The sequence below is a fragment of the Sphingomonas gilva genome (assembly GCF_003515075.1).
GTDB classification, from domain to species: Bacteria; Pseudomonadota; Alphaproteobacteria; order Sphingomonadales; family Sphingomonadaceae; genus Sphingomonas; species Sphingomonas gilva.
Map to the genome: position 1 here is coordinate 1 of NZ_QWLV01000001.1, position 13,893 is coordinate 13,893.

A 13,893-nucleotide genomic window follows, 5' to 3' on the forward strand; every position below is an offset into this window, starting at 1 on the left:
CGTGGAAGACCGCCGAGCGTCGTCGCTTGCTTGCGCGTAGCTTCGGCTACGCGACTGCGCTGCGCTCCTTGTCGGCGGTCTTCCACGGGCGATCACGATCCCTGTTCTAATTGAGTTTGGACCCTAGGGTTTCCAAACCCACCCGATATTGATAATCGCTCGCAGCATGAGCCTTCCCGACAGCCTTGCGACCCTGCGTCCCAATCAGCCCGCGACGGTCCATTCGGTCGATTGGGAGGCGTTGGGCGCGCAGGATAGCCGGCGGTTGCGCGAGTTCGGGCTGGACGAGGGGGTGACCGTCGAGCTGCTCCACCGCGCCAGCCTGGGCGGCGATCCGCTGGCGTGCCGCATCGGCCGCATGACCGTGGCGCTGCGCCGCCGCGTCGCCACGACCATCCGCGTCACCCTGCCGGCATGAAGCACGCCCCCCTGATCGTGCTGGTCGGCAATCCCAATGCCGGCAAGTCCGCGCTGTTCAACGCGCTGACCGGCGCGCGGCAAAAGGTGGGCAACTATCCCGGCGTCACGGTGGAGCGGCATTCGGGCCGCATGGCGCTGAACGACGGCCGCCCGGTCGAGCTGGTCGACCTGCCCGGCGCCTATTCGCTCGAACCGTCCAGCCCCGACGAGGAGGTGACGCGCGACGTCGTCTCCGGCAATGGCGAGCTGGAGCGCACCCCCGATGCGCTGGTGGTGGTGGCGGACGCGACCAACCTCGACAACCATCTGCGCTTCGTCCTCCAGCTGAAGGCGCTGGGCCGCCCGATGGTGCTGGCGCTCAACATGATCGACATGGCGGTGCGCGACGGGCTGAAGATCGACGCCGACATGCTGTCGCGCGAGCTGGGCATGCCGGTGGTCGAGACGGTCGCGGTGCGCAAGCGCGGGCTGGAGGCGCTGAAGGACGCGCTGGCGGGCGTGATCGGCCGGCCGCAACCGGCCGTGATCGAGGGCTTCGACACCGACATTCGCCATTTCCAGCGCGACGCCCGGCGGATCGCGGCGGCCGCGATCGTCGAGCAGCCCGGCGCGCGCAAGTTCACCCGCGGCATCGACCGCGTGGTGCTGCATCCGGTGCTTGGCCCGCTGATCCTGCTGGCGCTGATGTTCGTCATGTTCCAGGCGGTGTTCAGCTGGTCCGAGGCGCCGATCGGCTGGATCGAGGGCGCGCAGGGGTGGCTGGCCGAGGCGGCGGTGGCCGGCCTGCCCGACAATTTCCTGCGCGACCTGCTGGTCGAAGGCGTCATCAACGGCGTGGGATCGGTGGTGGTGTTCCTGCCGCAGATCCTGATCCTGTTCCTGTTCATCCTGATCCTGGAGGCGTCGGGCTACATGGTCCGCGCCGCGTTCCTGATGGACCGGCTGATGGCGGGCGTCGGCCTTTCCGGCCGCGCGTTCATTCCGCTGCTCTCCTCCTTCGCCTGCGCGATCCCCGGCATCATGGCGACGCGGTCGATCGACGACCCGAAGGAGCGGCTGACGACGATCCTGATCGCCCCGCTGATGACCTGTTCGGCGCGGCTGCCGGTCTATGCCGTGATCATCGGCGCGTTCATCCCGGCGCGCGACATCGGCTACGGCGTGGGTCTGCAGGGGCTGGTGCTGCTGGGGCTGTATCTGGCGGGAATCGCCGGCGCGATGGTTGCCGCACTGGTCATCCGCCGCACCGCTGCCAGGGGCGCCAATAGCGGCTTCATGATGGAGATGCCGCGTTACCAGCTGCCGTCGGTTCGCGACGTGCTGATCGGGCTGTGGCAGCGCGCCTATGTGTTCCTGCGCCGCGCGGGCACGATCATCATGGCGGTGACGGTCGCCTTGTGGCTGCTCGCCAGCTATCCGGTCGCGCCCGAAGGCGTGAAGCAGAGCGAATATTCGGTCGCCGGGCGGATCGCGTCGGGGCTGGAGGTCGTGCTGCGGCCGATCGGCTTCAACCATGAGATGTCGCTTGCGGTGATCCCGGCGATGGCCGCGCGCGAGGTCGCCGTCTCCGCGCTGCAGACGGTCTATTCGATCGACGCGCCCGACGAGGAGCAGGGCGCCGAGGCGCTCGGCCGGCGGCTGAGCGACAGCTGGCCGCTGCCCACCGCGCTCGCCTTCCTCGCCTGGTTCGTCTTCGCGCCGCAGTGCCTCTCGACCATCGCCGTCGCCCGCCGGGAAACAAATGGATGGCGCTGGCCGATCGTGATGATTGTCTACCTGTTCGCGCTGGCCTACATCGCTGCTGGAGCGACCTACTGGGTCGCAACGGCACTCGGATTATAGCGGAGCGAACATGGCGGGCAGCGTCAACAAGGTCATATTGGTCGGCAATCTGGGCCAGGACCCGCAGTCGAAAAGCTTCCAGAACGGCGGCAAGGTGGTCAATCTGCGCATCGCCACCTCGGAAAGCTGGAAGGACCGCAACACCGGCGAGCGCAAGGAAAAGACCGAATGGCATTCGGTCGCGATCTTCAACGAAGGCCTCGCCAACGTCGCCGAGCGCTATCTGCGCAAGGGCAGCAAGGTCTATATCGAGGGCCAGCTGCAGACGCGCAAATGGCAGGACCAGAACGGCCAGGACCGCTATTCGACCGAGATCGTGCTGCAGGGTTTCAACTCGGTGCTGACCATGCTCGACGGCGCGCCGGGTGGTGGCCAGGGCGGCGGCGGCGGATCGCGCGGCGGCGGTGACGATTGGGGCCGCGGCGGCGATGACGGCTTCTCGGGCGGCGGCCAGTCGCGCGGCGGCGGCGGCAGCCGGCCGAACGCGTTCGACAGCGATCTGGACGACGACGTTCCATTTTGAGCGTATGATCGCGCGCGGTCGAGTCGGCCGTGCGCGCCGACCCTCCAGTGGAGGACCGGCACATGATCGGCAAAGCCCTGTTGATCCCGTTCGCATGCGCGCTTGCGGCGCCCGTCCAGGCGCCCGAGACGATCGCCATCACCCTCGCCAATTTCCGCTACACGCCCGAGACGATCGCGCTTCGGCAGGGCCAGCCCTATGTGCTGCGCTTCACCAACGCGGCGAAGGGCGGGCATGACTTCGTCGCGCGCGAATTCTTCGCCGCGGCGGGCGTCGCGGCGGAGGACCGCGCCAAGCTGGAGGATGGCGGGATCGAGGTGCCCGGCCGCACCACGGTGGGCATCCGCCTGACCGCGCCGCCCGCGGGCCGCTATCCGGTCCACTGCTCGCACTTCCTTCATTCGACCTTCGGCATGAAGGGCATGATCGTCGTGTCATAACGTCGCCCCTGCGAAGGCAGGGGCCGCTGGGTTTGTGGCACAATCAACGTAGCGTATGCCGCCAGCGGCCCCCTGCCTGCGCAGGGGCGACGGCTATTTTCGCAGCAGGAACACCGCGTGCTCCGCGGCAAAATTCGCCGCCAGCGCGCTCCTTCGCTTATCCCCGGCGAGGAACCACTGGCCCTCCACCGTCAGCCCGCGCTCCGCCACCAGCGCGCGGAAATCGTCGATGGTGACGTGGTGGATATTGGGCGTGGCGTACCAGGCGACGGGCAGCAGCCGCGTCACCGGCATCCGCCCGCCCCACAAGAGCGAGGCGCGCACCCGCCAATGCGCGAAATTGGGGAAGCTGACGAAGGCGCGCGCGCCGATCCGCAGCAGCTGATCGAGCACCCAATCGGGCCGCATCGTCGTCTGCAGCGTCTGGCTGAGGATCGCGTAATCGAACCCGCCGTCGGGATAGTCGGCGAGATCGGTGTCGGCGTCGCCCTGGATCACCGACAATCCGCGAGCGACGGCGGCGGCGACATTGGCCGGATCGATCTCCAGCCCGCGCGCGTCGCAGCCGCGCTCATCACGCAGCGCCGCCATCAGCGCCCCGTCGCCGCAGCCGACATCGAGGATGCGCGAGCCGGTCGCGACATTGGCGGCGATGATCGCGAGGTCGGGGCGCAGCGTCAAAGCCCTCGCCCCTTCAGGGGAGAGGGAGTTTCCACCGCGCGCAGGAAGCCGTCGATCACGCGGTTCATCTCCGGCACGTCGAGCAGGAAGGCGTCGTGGCCGAACGGGCTCTTCAGCTCGACGAAGCTGGCCGCCGCGCCCGCCGCGTTCAGCGCATGGACGATGCTGCGCGATTCGGCCGTCGGGTACAGCCAGTCGGTATCGAAGCTGATCAGGCAGAAGCGCGTCGCATTGCCCTTGAACGCATCGGCCAGCCGCCCGCCATGCTCTTCGGCGAGGTCGAAATAATCCATCGCCCGGGTGATGTAGAGATAGGCGTTGGCGTCGAACCGGTCGGTGAAGCTGATGCCCTGGTGGCGCAGATAGCTCTCCACCTGGAAATCGGCGTCGAAGCCGAAGGTCTTGGTATCCCGCTCCTGCAGCTTGCGACCGAATTTCTCGGTCAGGCCGGCTTCGGAGAGGTAAGTGATGTGCGCCGCCATTCGCGCCACCGCCAGACCCGCGGTGGGCGGCGTGTGGCCGTAATAGGCGCCGCCGCGCCAATTGGGATCGGCCATCACCGCCTGGCGCCCGACCTCATGAAAGGCGATGTTCTGCGCCGAATGCCGCGCGGTGGAGGCGATCACCACCGCCGACGCCACGCGTTCGGGATAGGTCGCTGGCCAGGAGAGCGCCTGCATCCCGCCCATCGACCCGCCGACCACCGCCATCAGCCGCGCGATGCCGAGATGATCGAGCAGCATCGCCTGCGCGCGCACCATGTCGCGGATGGTGATGACCGGAAAGGCCATGGCGTAGGGCGCCCCCGTCGCCGGATCGATGCTCGCCGGCCCCGACGAGCCCATGCAGCTGCCGAGCACATTGGCGCAGATGACGAAATAGCGATCGGTGTCGATCGGGCGCCCGCTGCCGACCATCTGCTCCCACCAGCCGGGCTTGCCCGTGATCGGATGCTTGCTGGCGACATGCTGGTCCATCGTCAGCGCGTGACAGATCAGGATGGCGTTGGAGGCGTCCGCGTTGAGCGCGCCATAGGTCTCATAGGCGATTTCGACCGCGGGCAGCACCGCGCCCCCGTCCAGCGCGAGCGGCTGGGTGAGGCGGACGTGGCGCTGAAGGCCGAAACGCTGGTCGCTGGTCATCGCGTGCGGCGCTATGGCCGCGGCGCGCGCGCTGTCAACATCGGCCCCGCGGAGAGGGTTCAGCCGAACAGCGACTTGCGCGTCAGCCGCGCGCGCATGTCGGGCATGATCCGCTCGATCGCGGCGTCGCGGTTGCAGGTCCCCACCACGCTCGCGACATGGCCGAGCATCTGCGCGATCAGGTCGAAGCCCTGCATCGCCTGGCCATGACGCTGGAGCAGGATCGGATCGGCGGCGAGCCGCTCGCCCATCGCATCGAGCATCCGGCGGATATAGTCGATCTCTTCGGCCAGGCGGACGTCGAGCACGTCGTCTGATGCCGGCAGCGGCGCGGGCTTGGGCGGCGGCGGGCGGAACAGCGGCTTGCGCGCCGCGCCGCGCGCCGCGGCGAAGGCCGCATCGGCCGTCTTCTGTGCTTCCGACGGGCCGGGGCGCGGCGAACCAGCCGCGCGCTCCGGATCGACAGGGAAGCTGCGTGGGGTCAGCTCCATCATATGCCTTCGCTATCCGCGCAGGGTTAAGGACCGATTAGCCGCGAATCCGAAGGGGCATCAATCGGCTGAGGGACCATTGCCGGTGCCGACTATGGTCCCTAAGGAGCCGCGCATGACTGCACCCAGCCCCAAGCAATGGATCATGGACATCGCCCCCTATGTGCCGGGCAAGTCCAGGACCGACGACGGCCGCGAAGTGGCCAAGCTGTCCTCCAACGAGAATCCGCTGGGCACCAGCGAGGCCGCGCGCGCGGCGTTCGAGGCGGCGGATCGTTCGCTCTCGCGCTATCCCGACGCCGCCGCGCCCGAGCTGCGCGAGGCGATCGCGCGCGCCTACGGGCTCGATCCGGCGCGGGTGATCTACGGCACCGGATCGGACGAGGTGCTGCACCTCGCCGCCGGCGCCTATGCCGGGCCGGGGGACGAGGTGATCTTCGTCCGCTACGGCTTCGCGGTGTACGAGATCGCCGCGCGGCGCGTCGGCGCGACCCCGGTGATCGCGCCCGACAAGGATTATGCCACCGACGTCGACGCGATCCTTTCCTGCGTCACCGAGCGGACGCGGGTGGTGTTCATCGCCAATCCCAACAATCCGACCGGCACCTATGCCTCGCGCGACGAGATCGCGCGGCTGCACGCCGGCCTGCCGGCCGACGTGATGCTGGTGATCGACCAGGCCTATGCCGAATATCTCTCCGCCGAGGAGGATGACGGCGGGCTGGAGCTGGCGATCGGCCAGCCCAACGTCATCATCACCCGGACCTTCTCCAAGATCCACGGCCTCGCCGCCGAGCGGATCGGCTGGGGCTACGGATCGGCCGAGGCGGTCGCGGCGATGCACCGCATCCGCGCGCCGTTCAACGTGACGACCGCCGGCCAGCACGCCGCGATCGCCGCGCTGGGCGCGACCGATTTCGTCGAGCACAGCCGCGCGCACAACGACCGCTGGCTCAAATGGCTGGCGGGCGAGATCGCCGGCATGGCCAATCACGGCGTCCGCGCCGTGCCCAGCCGTGCCAATTTCCTGCTGGTGCTGTTCGAGGGCGCGATGAGCGCCGAGCACGCGTACAAGCGGCTGATGCACGAAGGCTTCATCGTCCGCTGGCTGCCGGGGCAGAAGCTGCCGCAAGCCCTGCGCATCTCGATCGGCACCGAGGAGGAGACGCGCGGGGTGGCGGCGGCGCTGCGCAAGATATTGGGCGGCGAGGACTGATGCTTCCATTCGCCCGCGTCTCGATCATCGGGCTGGGGCTGATCGGCTCCTCGATCGCGCGCGCGGTGAGGGCGCATATGCCGACGGTGGCGCTTGCCGGCTATGACGCGAGCGCGGACGTGCGCGATGCGGCGAGCGCCCTCGGCCTCACGGACGACATCGCCGACAGCGCGGGCGCGGCGGTGACCGACGCCGATCTGGTGATCCTGTGCGTGCCCGTCGGCGCGATGGCGGGGGTCGCGGCGGAGATCGCCGGCGACCTGCCCGCCGACGCGGTGGTGAGCGATGTCGGATCGTCCAAGGCCGGGGTCGCGAAGGCGCTCGCCGAAGCGCTGCCGGGCGCGACGATCATCCCGGCGCATCCGGTGGCGGGAACCGAGAATAGCGGCCCCGAGGCCGGCTTCGCCAGCCTGTTCCACGATCGCTATTGCATCCTGACGCCCGCCGAGGGCGCCGACCGGCTCGCGGTCGCGCGGCTCGCCGATTTCTGGACCAGGCTCGGGGCGCGGGTGGAGACGATGGAGGCCGGGCACCACGACCTGGTGCTCGCCGTCACCAGCCATCTGCCGCACCTCATCGCCTACACCATCGTCGGCACGGCGTCCGACCTCGAGGCGGTGACGAGGAGCGAGGTGATCAAATATTCGGCCGGCGGCTTTCGCGACTTCACTCGCATCGCCGCATCGGACCCGACGATGTGGCGCGACGTGTTCCTTGCCAACAAGGATGCGGTGCTGGAGATGCTGCAGCGCTTCTCTGAAGACCTCTCCGCGCTGCAGCGCGCGATCCGCTGGGGTGACGGCGACGCGCTGTTCGACCTGTTCACCCGCACCCGCGCGGTCCGGCGCTCGATCATCGAAGAGGGCCAGGACGATTCCAGGCCGGATTTCGGGCGGTTGCACGACTGATCTTCGCGAGGGCGAAGTAAAAGAAGGATGGTTCACGCGAAGGCGCGAAGACGCGAAGATATTGCGTGGCCGCCGTTCCGCATTTGCGCGATCGAACGGTAATGGATGAAGCTGCCGCTCTTTTCGCGCTTCGCGTGAAAACCCTATCTCTTCTTTGCGCCTTCGCGCCTTCGCATGAACACCCCTGTTCTACTGCCCACCGTTCAGCACGTTGATCGCCGCATGGATGCGCGCCTCGGCTTCGGCGCGGGGCAGGCCGGGCGGCAGCTCCTCGCCGAAGCGGAAGGTGATGGTGCCCGGGCGCGGCAGTCCTTCGCGCGGGATGAAGCGGCCGCTGTCGACCGCAAGCGGCATCGCCGGCAGGCCCAGCGCGCGATAGAGCCCGGCCATGCCCGAGCGGAGCGGCGGCGCTTCGCCATGCGGCACGCGGGTGCCTTCGGGGAACAGCACGATCGCGCGCCCAGCCTCGACCGCGGCCTTGGCCTCGCGCACCATCTGGCGCAGCGTTCGCGCCGATCCCTCGCGGTCGATCACGATCATGCCGTAACGCCTGGCGCACCAGCCCCAGATCGGGATGTCGGCCAGCTCGCGCTTCATCACCACGACGGGCTCGTGCAGCATCAGCACGACCTCGATCGTCTCGAACATCGCCTCATGCTTGGCGACGATCAGCAGCGGGTGCGCCGGCGGCGCGCCCTCCACGCGCACGCGCACGCCAAGCAGCGCTCTCGCGCACCAGCGGTGCCAGCGCGCCCACATCCGCACCCAGCCGCGCATCGCCGGCCGGCCGAGCAATCCTGCGACCGGCGCGCCGAGCACGATCGGCACCGACACGCCGTAGAAGATCAGCGCGAACAGGGTCGCGCGCAGCCGCCTCACAGCCCGATCAGCCCCGCCGCGCGGGCGAGCAGATACTTGTTGTATTCGCGCAGCAGCACGCCGAGGCCGGGGCTGGAGCGCACTGCATCGTCGACGATCTCGATATCGGGGCCAAGCGCGCTCCTGAGCTCGTAATGCGCGCGCGCCATGTGCCAGTCGGTCGTCACCAGCCGCACCGACCTGAACCCGCGCCGCTCGATCCAGTGCGCGGTCTCCAGCCCGTTGGAGCGGGTGTCGACCGCCGACCGGCCGAGATCGATGCAGCAGGCGAACACCGCCGGCGGCGCGTCGTTGGCGATGGCGAGCTCGATCGGCCGCACGTCGCGCGCGACGCCGGTGATGAGCATGCGCTTCGCCTGCTTGCGCTGCAGCAGGTCGATGCCGCGCGGAATGCGCCCCGCCCCGCCGGTGGGAACGACGACGGCGTCGGTGGTCCGCCCCTCCAGCGGCTGCGCGAGGGTGACGGCGAACAGCGCGAAGCCCAACGCCCAGAGCAGGATGACGGCCGCCGCCACGCGCTTGATCACAGCAATTTCCTCAGCGCGGCCAGGATGGTGGTACGCGCCGCCAGCGTGGCGAGCGCGGCGAAGAGCAGCGGCAGCGCCAGCAGCAGCAGCCAGTCGCGCCAGGCGAGCGTGACGCCGCTCGCCAGCTCCGATTGCAGGGAGCCGACCTGCCAGCCGAGCAGCATGATGACGATCAGCGCCACCACCAGCCCGGTCGCGCCGCCCAAGAGCGCATCGAGCGCGATGCGGCGCTGGAACAGCCGCGCCACCTGCCGGTCGGTCGCGCCCATCAGGTGGAGCACGTCGATCGTCGCGCGGTGGGTGTTGAGCGCGCCGCGCGCGGCGAGCACGACCGCCGCGCCGGTCGCCGCCGCCATCAGCAGCACCATCATGATGCTGAGCCAGGTCAGCCAGCCGAACAGGCTTTCGACCGGCGCAAGCCAGCGCGCATGGCGATCGACCCGCGCGGCGGGCGCGATGCGCGCGACGACGCCCTCCACCTCGGCGACCGCGCTTTCCTCCGCGCTGTCCAGATCGACGTCGATCAGCGCGGGCATCGGCAGGTCGCGGTCGAGCCCGTCGGCGCCGAGATAGGGCTCGAGCAGCGCGGCGAGCTCGGCGCGGTCGGCCTGCTCGACCTTGGCGACGCCGGGCAGCGTCTCCAGCGCGGTCGCGACCCGCCGCGCGTCGCGCGCCCGCGATTCGGCGTCGGCGTCGACGATCTGGACGGTCAGCCGGCCCGCCAGCCGCGCGTCCATCGCGCTCGACGCATTGGCGAGGCCGAGACCCGCGGCGGCGGCGAGCGCGGTCAGGAACATCATGATCGCGATGATCCACGGCATCGGACCCGTCAGCCGGCCTTCCTGCAGCAGCCGGCTGTCGGGCGGCGATGCGGCCCAGCCGAAGCTCATGCCGGCGCTCCGGGCGGAAAGCGCAGCTCGCCGGTGGGATCGGACAGCCGCCCGCGATCGAGCCGCATCATCCGCGCATTGGGGATGCGGCTGATCAGGTGCAGATCGTGCGTCGCGACGACGACGGTGGTGCCGAGGCGATTGAGCGCGTCGAACAGGTGCAGCAGCCGTTCGGCCATGTCGGGATCGACGTTGCCGGTCGGCTCGTCCGCCACCAGCATCTCGGGCCGGCCGATCACCGCGCGCGCGATCGCGACGCGCTGCTGCTCGCCGCCCGACAGCGTCGGCGGCCGCGCGTCGGCGCGCTCGGCGAGGCCGACCCAGGCGAGCATCTCGCGCACCGGGGTGTCGAGCTCCTTCTCCGACATGCCCGCGATCCTGAGCGGAAGCGCGACATTGTCGTACGTCGACAGATGCTGGACCAGCCGGAAATCCTGGAAGACCACGCCGATCCGGCGACGGAAGCCGGGAAGCCGCCCCCGCGCCATCGTCACCGCATCCTCGCCGAACAGCCGGATCAGCCCGCGGCTGGGGCGCTGGGCGAGGTAGAGCAGCTTGAGGAGCGAGGTCTTGCCCGCTCCAGACGCGCCGGTGAGGAAATAGAAGGCGCCCTTGCCCAGCGAGAAGCTGACGTCGGACAGCACCTCCGCCCCCGTGCCGTAGCGCAGGCCGACATTCTCGAACTGGACGATGCTGGCCATGCGCGCCTTGGAAAACCTCGACCCCCGGTGCAGGCCATCGCACGAAGCGGGAGGGCGCATCAAGGGCGGCGACTCGGCGGCTTTCAGGGGCTTGCGCGCGCTTCGTGCAGGGTGTTTACAATGAGGGGCTGTCCAATCACCGGCGGACCCGGGAAAACCACGCGCGCATGATCCTCGTCTGCCCCGAATGCCGTACCCGCTATGTCGTTCCCGACAGCGCCATCGGCGTGGACGGGCGGCAGGTGCGCTGCGCCAGCTGCAAGCACAGCTGGTTCCAGGAAGGGCCCCGCGCACCCGAGCCCGAGGCGCCGGTATTCGACCCGCCACCACCCGAACCCGCCCCCGTGCCTGCGCCCGAACCGGCGGTCAGCGTCGAATATCGCGACTATGACGCGTTCCGGCACGGCCCGCCCTTCCGGGCGCGGCGCAACCCGGCGCGGCGCTGGACCATCGCGGCGGTGATCGCGGGCCTCTTGATGCTAGGCGCGATCGGCGCGATCCACTATTTCGGCACGCCGGGCTTCGCCGCCGACATCGCGAGCAAGCTGGGGTTGCCCGTCACCCAGACCGACGTGCCGCTGCGCTTCGCCGATTACACGGTCGAGCGGCGCGATCTGGAGAGCGGCAACGAGCTGTTCGCGGTCAGCGGCCGCATCATCAACCCCACCGACCGCGCGCAGCGCGTGCCCGACATCATCGCCGAATTGCGCGATGCGCAGGGGCGGCTGGTCTATAGCTGGACGGTCGCTCCCTCGCGCCGGACGCTGGGCCCGCGCGCCGAGCTGGAGTTCAACAGCGCCAAGCTCGACGTGCCGTCCAATTCGCGCGAGCTCAACCTCAGCTTCTCCGGCGGCTAGGGCGGATCGACATTTGCCGGCCTCGCAGGGTTTGGGTTCATGCGAAGGCGCGAGGCCGCGAAGACGGTTTTTCACGCAGAGACGCGGAGGCGCAGAGATGTCGCTGCCCTGCGCGAAGCGCATTCACCTCCCTACGCTGCGCCAAGCGAAAACCTCAGGAAGATGAGAGCCGCCGGCGCGGCAGAACCACATCTCTGCGCCTCCGCGCCTTCGCGTGAACCAATCTTCGATCCGTCCCAGTGCTCGTCCTAGCCGGCCCGGCGTGTCGGCAGCGCGATCTCGCAGACGTCCGCGCCGCCGGTGCCGATCGTGGGGGGCGCCGGATTCTCGCGCAGCTTGATCAGCGCGGCGAAGCGGGGATTGTCGGTGGCGCGGTACTCATACCGCGGCCGTTCGGCGGCGGGAATGTCGCTCGCGAGCCGGACGGAAGTGATGCCGGTCCGCTCGCCGGGATCGGCATAGACCCCCATCGGCGCGTCGCTGCGCGGCATCGACGCCATATGGCCCATGCCCCCGATGATCCGCCCGACGATCGTGTAGTTGCGGTCGAGCCGCCGCGCCGACTGGCCGATCGGGGTGAACAGCTCCGCCCCCGTGCCGGTGTCTGGTAGGCTGTCTCGCGCGACGCCGACCATGCCGTAGCAATGCGTCAGCCACGCCGCCTTGCCGTCGGTCGCCATCGGCCAGCCGTCGGCGGAAAAGCCGCTGGCCGTCGAGCGCGCGTCCGACTTGGTCATGCGCTGCGCGGGCGTGAAGGCCGGAATCTCGAACTCCGCCGCCGGGCGCCGGGCGATGTCGGCGGGCAGCGGCTTCTTCTCGGTCGCATCGCCCCACTGGGTCACCCAATTCTCCTGGACGCGGTAGACGCTGGCGTCGTCCCACCATCCGGCGCGCGCCAGCTTCCGGATATTGGCGACATGCTCGGGCGCGAAGCGGGCCGCGAGCCGGACCACGACCTCGCGCCCGTCGGCCAGCGTGATGATCATGATCTCGTCGTCGGGGATGGTTCGCCAGTCGGCCTCGATCGGATCGGCGGGGGAGGGCGCGGCGGCCTGGACGGGCGCGGCGAGGGCGAGCAGCAGGGCGGGAAGCGTCATGGCCGGCAGTGATGCCACGGCAAGGCGGCTTGCGGAAGCGCCGCCAGCCGATTAGGTGCGCACCTCCTGCCAGGGAATGCGGAGCGGTGGCCGAGTGGTCGAAGGCGCTCGCCTGGAAAGTGAGTATACGGCAAAACCGTATCGAGGGTTCGAATCCCTCCCGCTCCGCCATTCCGCCATACGCCGCCGTTCGACTTTTGAGCCGCCGCCGCTACGCTCGGCTGCTGAATGACGGCTTGTGGGACTTGGCCTAAAGGCAGCCCGACGCAGACATCTGCCGTTGCCCCACGAGGCAGGCGTAATATGATCCCCTCCCGATGGAGATGGAAATGGAGATCCGAGCGGGCCTTCCCATAATCGGCTTTGAGGACGCCGCCGCCTTCGGCGCTTGGCTGGCGGCGGAACCGAGGACTTCGAGGGGGTTGTGGCTAAAACTCGCCAAAAAAGGCGCGGCGGTTACCAGTCTCTCGAAAGCGGAAGCAATCGACGCGGCGCTTTGCCATGGCTGGATCGATGGCCAGCTCGACAAGTATGACGAGGAGAGCTGGCTGGTTCGCTTCACGCCGCGCAAGCGCGCAAGCAAATGGTCCGAGGTCAATCGGACCCGCGCCGTGGAGTTGATCAAGCAGGGTCGGATGCAGTCCACTGGCTTGGCCGAGGTGGAAGCCGCCAAGGCCGACGGTCGGTGGGATGCTGCTTATGCGCCCGCGAGCACCGCGCAAATGCCGCCCGATCTGCAGGCCGCGCTCGATGCCGCGCCCCGGGCCGCAGAGTTCTTCGCGACGTTGAAAGGTGCGAACCGCTACGCGATCCTCTATCGCGTCAGCACGGCGAAAAGGTCCGAAACGCGCGCCAAGCGTATCGCTGATTTCGTCGAGATGCTCGGGCGCGGCGAGACGGTTCATGGCTAGGGTCCAAACCCAATTAGGACAGGGATCGTGATCGCCCGGAGAGGCCCGCTGGCAAGGAGCGCGGCGCAGACGCGTAGCTGGTGCTACGCGCAAGCAAGCGACGCGGCCAGCGGGCCTCTCCGGGCGACCGCCTCGGCGGCGGGCGGCTTTTGGCGCACAGCGGCGTCGCGCGTTGGTCACGATGCTTCAGCATCGCTCCCTCCTTGCTCCTAGCCGTGCGCCAAAATCCGCTCCGTCACGACCCTGTCCTAATTGGGTTTGGACCCTAGTCCAGCGCCCCTCGTTCGATTGGCGTACGTTCTGGACAGCCTTGGCCACCTGAGCAGACGGCAGGTGGCAGGTCGGCAAAGGCATCACTCAACGGCGTA

General features: G+C 69.1%; 16 protein-coding genes and 1 tRNA gene. 9 read left to right on the plus strand and 8 right to left on the minus strand.

What is annotated here, in order from left to right; genetic code table 11:
- Positions 1–166 precede the first annotated feature (166 nt).
- The 4 genes from D1610_RS00005 (at position 167) to D1610_RS00020 (ending at position 3,225) form a co-directional block, all read left to right on the plus strand.
- Positions 167–418, plus strand: coding sequence for a FeoA family protein (locus tag D1610_RS00005; RefSeq protein WP_182466636.1), 252 nt, complete (start codon positions 167–169; stop codon positions 416–418).
- Positions 415–2,262 carry a ferrous iron transporter B gene (gene feoB, locus D1610_RS00010; RefSeq protein WP_118862108.1) on the plus strand — a complete coding sequence of 616 codons (1,848 nt, stop codon included), beginning with the start codon at positions 415–417 and terminating at the stop codon, positions 2,260–2,262. The genes D1610_RS00005 and feoB overlap by 4 nt, the downstream gene beginning before the upstream one ends.
- Positions 2,263–2,272: 10 nt before the next feature.
- Positions 2,273–2,785 (plus strand): single-stranded DNA-binding protein, encoded by a 513-nt coding sequence (gene ssb / locus D1610_RS00015; RefSeq protein WP_118862109.1) that lies wholly within the window; start codon positions 2,273–2,275, stop codon positions 2,783–2,785.
- Between the two features lie 62 nt (positions 2,786–2,847).
- The gene (locus D1610_RS00020) at positions 2,848–3,225 is read left to right on the plus strand and encodes a cupredoxin domain-containing protein (protein ID WP_118862888.1); all 378 of its coding nucleotides are present in this window, start codon (positions 2,848–2,850) and stop codon (positions 3,223–3,225) included.
- Positions 3,226–3,318: 93 nt separating this feature from the next.
- Here D1610_RS00020 and metW read toward each other — a convergent pair whose 3' ends face one another.
- From metW to D1610_RS00035, 3 genes are read right to left on the minus strand one after another with little or no spacing between them, the layout of a single operon-like run.
- On the minus strand, positions 3,319–3,906 hold the full coding sequence (gene metW / locus D1610_RS00025) for a methionine biosynthesis protein MetW (protein ID WP_118862110.1): 588 nt from the start codon (positions 3,904–3,906) through the stop codon (positions 3,319–3,321).
- Positions 3,903–5,048, minus strand: coding sequence for a homoserine O-acetyltransferase MetX (gene metX, locus D1610_RS00030; protein WP_118862111.1), 1,146 nt, complete (start codon positions 5,046–5,048; stop codon positions 3,903–3,905). The genes metW and metX overlap by 4 nt, the downstream gene beginning before the upstream one ends.
- Positions 5,049–5,107: 59 nt before the next feature.
- On the minus strand, positions 5,108–5,542 hold the full coding sequence (locus D1610_RS00035) for a hypothetical protein (RefSeq protein ID WP_118862112.1): 435 nt from the start codon (positions 5,540–5,542) through the stop codon (positions 5,108–5,110).
- A 112-nt stretch (positions 5,543–5,654) separates the two neighbouring features.
- Here D1610_RS00035 and hisC point away from each other — a divergent pair, with 112 nt between their 5' ends.
- Positions 5,655–6,755, plus strand: coding sequence for a histidinol-phosphate transaminase (gene hisC, locus D1610_RS00040; RefSeq protein WP_118862113.1), 1,101 nt, complete (start codon positions 5,655–5,657; stop codon positions 6,753–6,755).
- On the plus strand, positions 6,755–7,663 hold the full coding sequence (locus D1610_RS00045) for a prephenate/arogenate dehydrogenase family protein (RefSeq protein ID WP_118862114.1): 909 nt from the start codon (positions 6,755–6,757) through the stop codon (positions 7,661–7,663). The genes hisC and D1610_RS00045 overlap by 1 nt, the downstream gene beginning before the upstream one ends.
- Before the next feature lie 189 nt (positions 7,664–7,852).
- Here D1610_RS00045 and D1610_RS00050 read toward each other — a convergent pair whose 3' ends face one another.
- The 4 genes from D1610_RS00050 to ftsE are packed head-to-tail and all read right to left on the minus strand — an operon-like array spanning position 7,853 to position 10,660.
- Positions 7,853–8,542, minus strand: coding sequence for a lysophospholipid acyltransferase family protein (locus tag D1610_RS00050; RefSeq protein WP_118862115.1), 690 nt, complete (start codon positions 8,540–8,542; stop codon positions 7,853–7,855).
- Positions 8,539–9,069: a YdcF family protein gene (locus tag D1610_RS00055; protein WP_118862116.1), complete on the minus strand. Its 531-nt coding sequence runs from the start codon at positions 9,067–9,069 to the stop codon at positions 8,539–8,541. Before D1610_RS00055 ends, D1610_RS00050 begins: the two co-directional genes overlap by 4 nt.
- Entirely contained in the window at positions 9,066–9,959 is an 894-nt protein-coding gene (locus tag D1610_RS00060; RefSeq protein WP_118862117.1) for a cell division protein FtsX, read from the minus strand. The genes D1610_RS00055 and D1610_RS00060 overlap by 4 nt, the downstream gene beginning before the upstream one ends.
- Positions 9,956–10,660, minus strand: coding sequence for a cell division ATP-binding protein FtsE (gene ftsE, locus D1610_RS00065; RefSeq protein ID WP_118862118.1), 705 nt, complete (start codon positions 10,658–10,660; stop codon positions 9,956–9,958). The genes D1610_RS00060 and ftsE overlap by 4 nt, the downstream gene beginning before the upstream one ends.
- Positions 10,661–10,827: 167 nt before the next feature.
- On the opposite strand from ftsE, the gene D1610_RS00070 reads away from it, so the two are divergent.
- Positions 10,828–11,517, plus strand: a complete 690-nt coding sequence (locus D1610_RS00070) for an MJ0042-type zinc finger domain-containing protein (RefSeq protein WP_118862119.1) — start codon at positions 10,828–10,830, stop codon at positions 11,515–11,517.
- A gap of 248 nt (positions 11,518–11,765) precedes the next feature.
- Here D1610_RS00070 and D1610_RS00075 read toward each other — a convergent pair whose 3' ends face one another.
- On the minus strand, positions 11,766–12,614 hold the full coding sequence (locus D1610_RS00075; protein WP_118862120.1) for a peptidylprolyl isomerase: 849 nt from the start codon (positions 12,612–12,614) through the stop codon (positions 11,766–11,768).
- Between the two features lie 80 nt (positions 12,615–12,694).
- Between D1610_RS00075 and D1610_RS00080 the strand changes: the two genes are divergently transcribed.
- Positions 12,695–12,785 (plus strand) — tRNA-Ser (locus D1610_RS00080).
- 146 nt (positions 12,786–12,931) lie between these two features.
- The gene (locus tag D1610_RS17325) at positions 12,932–13,525 is read left to right on the plus strand and encodes a YdeI/OmpD-associated family protein (protein WP_118862121.1); all 594 of its coding nucleotides are present in this window, start codon (positions 12,932–12,934) and stop codon (positions 13,523–13,525) included.
- The last annotated feature ends 368 nt before the right edge of the window (positions 13,526–13,893 follow it).